This window comes from Variovorax sp. MHTC-1 (genome assembly GCF_003984645.1).
GTDB lineage: Bacteria > Pseudomonadota > Gammaproteobacteria > Burkholderiales > Burkholderiaceae_C > Variovorax.
Window position 1 is genome coordinate 1 of sequence record NZ_RWKI01000113.1, and the last position, 379, is coordinate 379.

1 protein-coding gene is annotated in these 379 nt (G+C 63.3%); it reads right to left on the reverse strand.

Going from position 1 to position 379, the window contains the following annotated elements; all coding sequences use genetic code 11:
• Positions 1 to 379 (reverse strand): transposase (locus EJI01_RS28500; protein WP_185879118.1); only part of this gene is annotated, 379 nt, incomplete at both ends.

Below are 379 nucleotides of genomic sequence, written 5' to 3' on the forward strand. Positions count from 1 at the left end.
TACGCGGTGGCTGTGCATGCTCTTGACGTGCACACGGCTGTACCAGCCGGTGCGCAGGATCTGCGCGATTCCGCGCGCGTCGTTGCGGTCGGTCTTGTTGCGCATGGCGGCCAGGGTGTTCTTGACCTGCCTGGCTTCCATGCAGATCACCTCGAAGCCGGCGGCCTGCAAGCCATAGGCGAGGAACTGGGTCAGCGTGCCGGCTTCCAGGCCGACGGACTTCACATCGGCGCTGAAGCTGCTCAAGCACTGGGCAATCGCAGCGGGCTGCGCTGCCGTCTTGGCTTCATGGCACACCTCGCCATGCTCATCGACGATGCAGATCGAGACGGAGCGCAGCGACACATCGATTCCGGTGAAGTACGTCATTCGAGCTCTC